7 protein-coding genes, 1 tRNA gene and 1 pseudogene are annotated in these 5,797 nt (G+C 48.1%); 6 read left to right on the top strand and 3 right to left on the bottom strand.

Annotated elements, in window-relative coordinates; genetic code table 11:
• Positions 1-220: 220 nt before the first annotated feature.
• The gene (locus GTPT_RS08890; RefSeq protein WP_029990612.1) at positions 221-778 is read left to right on the top strand and encodes a phiTE_072 family protein; all 558 of its coding nucleotides are present in this window, start codon (positions 221-223) and stop codon (positions 776-778) included.
• On the top strand, positions 775-1,269 hold the full coding sequence (locus tag GTPT_RS08885; RefSeq protein WP_029990611.1) for a class I SAM-dependent methyltransferase: 495 nt from the start codon (positions 775-777) through the stop codon (positions 1,267-1,269). The genes GTPT_RS08890 and GTPT_RS08885 overlap by 4 nt, the downstream gene beginning before the upstream one ends.
• Before the next feature lie 39 nt (positions 1,270-1,308).
• Here the strand turns inward: GTPT_RS08885 and GTPT_RS08880 are convergent.
• Positions 1,309-1,399, bottom strand: a tRNA-Ile gene (locus tag GTPT_RS08880).
• A gap of 217 nt (positions 1,400-1,616) precedes the next feature.
• Here GTPT_RS08880 and GTPT_RS08875 point away from each other — a divergent pair.
• Genes GTPT_RS08875 through GTPT_RS17475 form a run of 3 tightly spaced genes read left to right on the top strand, consistent with a single transcriptional unit; the run spans position 1,617 to position 2,518 of the window.
• Positions 1,617-2,105, top strand: a complete 489-nt coding sequence (locus GTPT_RS08875; protein ID WP_029990610.1) for a hypothetical protein — start codon at positions 1,617-1,619, stop codon at positions 2,103-2,105.
• A gap of 31 nt (positions 2,106-2,136) precedes the next feature.
• Positions 2,137-2,340, top strand: coding sequence for a hypothetical protein (locus tag GTPT_RS08870; RefSeq protein ID WP_029990609.1), 204 nt, complete (start codon positions 2,137-2,139; stop codon positions 2,338-2,340).
• Positions 2,341-2,347: 7 nt separating this feature from the next.
• Positions 2,348-2,518 (top strand): hypothetical protein, encoded by a 171-nt coding sequence (locus GTPT_RS17475; protein WP_156022691.1) that lies wholly within the window; start codon positions 2,348-2,350, stop codon positions 2,516-2,518.
• A gap of 259 nt (positions 2,519-2,777) precedes the next feature.
• Here GTPT_RS17475 and GTPT_RS08865 read toward each other — a convergent pair whose 3' ends face one another.
• Positions 2,778-3,959, bottom strand: coding sequence for a tyrosine-type recombinase/integrase (locus GTPT_RS08865; RefSeq protein ID WP_029990608.1), 1,182 nt, complete (start codon positions 3,957-3,959; stop codon positions 2,778-2,780).
• A 176-nt stretch (positions 3,960-4,135) separates the two neighbouring features.
• On the opposite strand from GTPT_RS08865, the gene sbcB reads away from it, so the two are divergent.
• Positions 4,136-5,566 (top strand): exodeoxyribonuclease I, encoded by a 1,431-nt coding sequence (gene sbcB / locus GTPT_RS08860; RefSeq protein ID WP_029990607.1) that lies wholly within the window; start codon positions 4,136-4,138, stop codon positions 5,564-5,566.
• Between the two features lie 113 nt (positions 5,567-5,679).
• On the opposite strand, the pseudogene GTPT_RS08855 reads toward sbcB, so the two are convergent.
• Positions 5,680-5,797: pseudogene (locus tag GTPT_RS08855) on the bottom strand (IS200/IS605 family transposase); the annotation flags it as partial.

Genomic DNA, 5,797 nt, shown 5'->3' with positions numbered 1-5,797 from the left:
TTGCGGAGAAGACAGAGCTTTGCTGAAACAACGGGATAAACTGTACCGGAGCGCGAGACAGGCCCATCCTGAAAGGTGGTCTGGCAGAACGAGAAACTGGCAGCCGGAAGGTCCGGTAACGTTAAATCCGGACCGGGAAAAACAGGCGGCTTAAATTAACCGGGGGTGACAACTACCTTGACACTTACCGGATATCTCAGAACTGGTGCAAGGGAACAAAGTGGAATCATTAGCAACCGGCGTCACAGTCGAAAAAACAAATGTGCTCTCATTCATCATTTCCGGTGTGGAGCGATTAGATCCTGTCCGGGTGATGATTGAAAACTATGAGCCAGGGAGAGGCTGTATCACTGTTACATGCTATGGAAAGGCATGGACTGGATCATGGTTCGCTATGGGCGGCGACTCAGTACAGGAGTTCATTAAACGGGTAAGCAACGGATACCTGATCGGATATTTTGACCCTGGCATGGAAAGTACGGTCGATGATGACAATGATGCAAATCTTGCTTTCGTGAAGACCGAAATCATTAAATTGCGACGTCACCAGGAAATAACTTCCGATGAAGCCCGCGAAATGTGGGTAGAGGCTGAGGATGCTGAGGACGTTAAGGTTAGCTGCTGCGATTGCAGGATAGGTGACAAACTCCCTGGCCTGCTGGGTGATGATCCGTGGTACGCAAAATGGCCCTCTGTACCGAATCATAAATATCAGTACCTTGACCGTATCGTGAATGCTGTCCGTGTTGGCCTATCTGAAATGGAGCGTGCAGCATGACTGATATCTCGATACCGACAATTCTCGACATGTGCTGCGGCTCCCGAATGTTCTGGTTCAATAAACAGGACGATAGAACAACTTTCTGCGACATCAGGGAAGAAGAGCATGTTTTATGTGATGGTCGTCATTTGGTAATTAGCCCAGATGTCATGGCCGATTTTCGTAGCTTGCCGTTTGAAGATGAATCATTCGCCCAAGTGGTATTCGATCCCCCTCACCTAGTCCGCGCCGGTGAGAATAGCTGGATGCGCAAAAAGTATGGTTGCCTTAACAAAGACACTTGGCGTGATGATATAGCTTCGGGATTCAAAGAGGCATTTAGGGTACTACGGCCACACGGTACATTGATTTTTAAATGGAATGAAACACAGATACCAGTCAGCAAGATAATTGAGCTTACAGACCAGAAGCCTACGATTAGGCAGCGTGTCGGAAAGGGTGATAAGACTCACTGGATTATTTTCTTGAAATCTGACGGTTTGAGATAACAATCTTAAAAGGAAAAAGGCCGCCTAAGCGACCTTTAAAATAGGGTGAGGGATTCGAACCCTCGTTACGCTGTCTCCAACGTAAATCTCATTATAAGTGAGGCGCCTTAAGCCGCTCGGCCAACCCTCCATTTCCCTCGCGAGCGAGGGGGAAAGAAAATATATCACTATATTCTTAAAAATTAAACTGTTTTTATTATAGATATTTTTACTGAGCACAACACATAACACAATGCGAGCATCAGATAGAGGCTATGAAAGATATCCAGCCTAAGCATGAGCTTGTGTGTGGTGAAGTAAGAAGGAAGATGTGATACTTATGGTGTTGAATTAAATAGGGGAATAACATGAGTATGCATGCAAGTGATTATATTAATCTTGCCTCAGCAATAGGAACAGTTACAGCTGCTGTGATGGCGCTGTTAGCTGCAAGAGATAGCGCCAAGTCAGCAAAATACAACAGAGCAACTCGAGATAAAGATGAGCAATCGAAGTGTTTTGAGAAGCTATTAGTAATCTCTAAATCAATATCAGAGGTTTACAATGGTCAATCGATTAGGGTTTTGAGGGATTCAGATCGAGAGTCATTAATCAGGCTGATATGCTTAGCTCATGTTGTTATTCTTAACTCATGTAATGACCCGCAGGCATCTTTCCAACAAAAAGATAATTTTTTGCTAATGATAGATCCTCAATTGTGTAAATCAATAAAAGAACAAACTGATGGAGTTAACGTTAATACAAACTTAGACTTCATGACTGGAGATTTTGATTTAATCTATAGGTACAGGATTTCTAGAGATTTTTTCAGAGAAATATATACAGCCGCCCACTGAGGCGGTTTTTTATTGCCTAAAGGAAACCACTATGTACGCAGACCCACTCGACCAGGCTTCAGAACTGGAGCAGCAACAACTGAAGATTGCGATGGCGAACCGCCCGCGACCGAAGCCATTCACTGGCAAGTGCTATAGCTGTAGCGACGCGATCGACAAAGGCCACTATTGCGATGCAGCTTGCCGAGAAGATGCCGAGAAGCACGAACGCGCCGCGAAGTTTAAACGTCACTGAGGTCTGAATGAGCAACGAACTCGACTCTCACTTCTTGAAGCAGCGCGATGAAGCATTGCAAATGCTTAAAGACGTCCTCGATAACTACCGAGACAACAACCGTAAGGGGATCGGCATGGGCCCGCTATTCAAAGCCACTGAACTGCTGAAGAAATATCCCCACATCAACGGTAAGTAACCCCCACCCACTAAACCAAACCACCCTATCCCCGCACCGGTCACCGGCGGTATCGTCGTGCCTGCGGGTTGGGTAAAGGAGAATGCTATGCAGATTGAGCAACTCGTCACTGAAAAAGAAGTAATGGCCTGCCTTAACATCCGATCGCCTAATACGATGTGGCGTTACAGAAAGGAATGCTGCTTTCCGGAGCCGGTACGTTCACATCCGAACCAATACCGGCCATCGGAGGTACAAAGCTGGATAAACAATGGCGGCTCTAAGCAGAAGATAGCTTCCTGACGTGCCAGAGTATCTTATCCGCGTGAAGCTCATACCCCTGCTTCTGCTCTTCGATCCAGTCATGCTTATTGTACACAGCCATAATCCCGCCCAAATCATGCCCCAGCATCTTCTCGGTGACGTGGGGCATAACTCCCTGCTCAGACAGTCGTGTAACGAGCGTTCGGCGAAAATCGTGCGCCCTCCAGTACCCGATATCCATCTCGTCACGAATCCTGCCTATATACCTGTTGGCCGCCGATATGGATATCGGCTTGTCCAGCGCATCACCCGGAAACAAAATCCCTTTATATGTTGTCAGCGCCTTTTCAAGCAGTGGCTCAATTTTCGGAAATATTGGTCTGCGGATTATATTTCCCATCTTGCTCAGTTCAGCAGGAGTGGTCCATACCATGCTGTCGAGATCAAAGTGCTGCGTAGTGGCCTGCCTTAGCTCTGAGTTTCTGGCCCCCCATAACATCAGCATCTGATGAAGGAGCTTGTTAGACGTTGATGCCCGGCTACGGTCTATTTTCAGCCATATCTGTGCAAGCTCCGGATAAGTAAGAACCCTGTCACCCACCTGGGAGGATGTACCAAAATCGCGAGGCAGAATATTCATCACAGATGAAGATTCAATATACTGCCTACGGATGCACCAGTGTGTTGCCGTTCTTAACTGGCTAAGAACCTGGCGGGCACGGCGTGGATTTTCCCGCTCCTGCACAGTAAAGAAATCGACCCATTGCTTAGCAGTAATATCTTCCATAGGTACAAAGCGAAATGCGCCATCCATTACCTTCATTACCGTGGAACTGTATAAGTCCCTGGTCTTGGGCCTGAGTTGCGTAATTACGTAGTTTTGATACCAGTAGTTCAGGCAATCAGAAAGAGTAGCCTTTGAACTCTGCCCCCTGTCAAACTTAGAGCGCGGGTCCGCGCCGGAAGCAACCAGCAGCCTCAGTTCATCAGTAATGTTTCTGGCATCTTTCAGAGACACGGACGGATACCGGCCAATGCTCATGCGCTGAAACTTCCCCTGCCATTTAAAGCGGAACTGGAAGTTGATAACTCCTTTTGGTGATATCCTTGCGCTCAGTCCATGAGAGTCTGTAACCTCAGAGGGTCCGGTATAGGCTTTGCCTGAAATTGTTCTTAGCTTCGTGTCTGAAAGAGCCATTCTAAAATTGGTACACCCGAAAAATTGTGGTTGGTACAAGAATGGTACAAAATATCACATGGAGTAAAGAGGATAACAAAGGAAAGTTCAGGATAAAAAAGGTTGTTAATTGAGCAATTATAGCGATAACGAATTGATATTTAATAAAATAACAGGAAAGAAAAGGAAGGTTTCGGATGAAAAAGAATGAATCAGTAACGCCTACCTTCCTTTTCCATGATTATGAGACCTTCGGTAAGCATCCGGCACTGGATCGCCCTGCACAGTTTGCCGGCATCCGCACGGATGCAGACTTCAATATCATCGGCGAACCTGAAGTCTTTTACTGCCGGCCTGCCGATGACTACCTTCCCCAACCGGAAGCGGTCATGATCACCGGCATCACGCCGCAACATGCGATGGCACAAGGTGTCAGTGAAGCTGAATTTGCGCAACGTATTCATGCCCTGTTCAGTGAACCCGGTACCTGCGTGATCGGCTATAACAACGTACGTTTCGATGATGAAGTTACGCGCAATATTTTCTACCGTAACTTCTACGACCCTTATGCCTGGAGCTGGCAGAATGGTAATTCGCGCTGGGATTTACTGGACGTCATGCGTGCCTGCTATGCATTACGCCCCGAAGGAATTGTCTGGCCCGAAAATGAAGAGGGTTTTCCTTCATTCCGGCTGGAACATCTGACCAAAGCAAATAATGTCAGCCACGAGCAGGCCCATGATGCCATGTCTGATGTGTATGCCACTCTCGCAATGGCGAAACTGGTGCGGGAAAAGCAGCCAAAACTGTTCGATTTCCTGTTTCTCCACCGTAATAAAAACAAGCTGCAGACGCTTATCGATATTCCGCAGATGAAACCGCTGGTGCATGTCTCCGGGATGTTCGGGGCTGCCCGCGGTAATACCAGCTGGATAGTTCCGCTGGCATGGCATCCGGATAACCGTAATGCACTGATCACTCTCGACCTGGCCGGAGATATTCAGCCATTGTTACAGGAGAGTGCGGATGAACTGCGCGAACGTCTCTATACCCCACGCGAACAGCGGGGTGATCTCTCGCCGGTCCCGTTAAAACTGGTACATATTAATAAGTGCCCGGTGCTGGCCCCGGCCAGCACATTGCGCCCGGAGGATGCTGACCGGCTGGGGATTGATCGCCAGTTCTGTCTGGATAATCTGGCGCTGCTCCGGCAACATGCCGACATACGGGAGAAAGTTGTGGCTATCTTTGCTGAGGGGCGTGAATTTGAACCCACTCAGGATGTGGATGCTCAACTGTATGACGGCTTCTTCAGCGATGCCGACCGTCAGGCGATGAATATCGTCCGGGGTACCGAACCGCGTAATCTTCCAGCCCTGGACATCACTTTTGACGATAAGCGTATTCTGCCGCTGCTGTTCCGCTATCGTGCCCGTAATTTTCCGGGAACCCTCGATCATGGTGAGCAGCAATGCTGGCTGGAACATCGCCGTGAAACACTGAATCCGGTGCGGGTTGAACAATATATCAGTGAGCTGGAGCAGCTCGCCAGCCTCTATGCGGACGATGAACGTAAGCAATCCCTGCTGAAGTCCCTTTACCGTTATGCCGAAACACTGCTGAGCTGATGCGGCAATAAGTATCCTCCGGCATAGCCGGAGGTTTTTCAAATGCGCCTGTAAGGCTCTCTTACCAGCAGCGCCCTAACAGGCGCATCGCAATCTGACATTTGCATTTTGGATTACTTACGGCCCGTAAACGGGCTTCCCGGATAAGGGATCGACAACTGCTCTCCCATTTTATCCGCTTCGAGTTGGTGCTTTATATATTCCTGTATCTTTTTCGTGTTCTTGCCTACT

Origin of the sequence: Tatumella ptyseos ATCC 33301, from assembly GCF_000735525.1 — a bacterium.
GTDB lineage: Bacteria > Pseudomonadota > Gammaproteobacteria > Enterobacterales > Enterobacteriaceae > Tatumella > Tatumella ptyseos.
The sequence above is the reverse complement of the archived record's forward strand: the minus strand, read 5'-3'. Positions and strand labels throughout refer to the sequence as shown.

Bases quoted from the DNA above. Each gene is read 5' to 3' on its own strand.
- GTPT_RS08885 (WP_029990611.1), top strand. From the start codon at position 775: ATGACTGATATCTCGATACCGACAATTCTCGACATGTGCTGCGGCTCC.
- GTPT_RS08875 (WP_029990610.1), top strand. From the start codon at position 1,617: ATGAGTATGCATGCAAGTGATTATATTAATCTTGCCTCAGCAATAGGA.
- GTPT_RS08870 (WP_029990609.1), top strand. From the start codon at position 2,137: ATGTACGCAGACCCACTCGACCAGGCTTCAGAACTGGAGCAGCAACAA.
- sbcB (WP_029990607.1), top strand. From the start codon at position 4,136: ATGAAAAAGAATGAATCAGTAACGCCTACCTTCCTTTTCCATGATTAT.
- GTPT_RS08865 (WP_029990608.1), bottom strand. From the start codon at position 3,959: ATGGCTCTTTCAGACACGAAGCTAAGAACAATTTCAGGCAAAGCCTAT.
- GTPT_RS17475 (WP_156022691.1), top strand. From the start codon at position 2,348: ATGAGCAACGAACTCGACTCTCACTTCTTGAAGCAGCGCGATGAAGCA.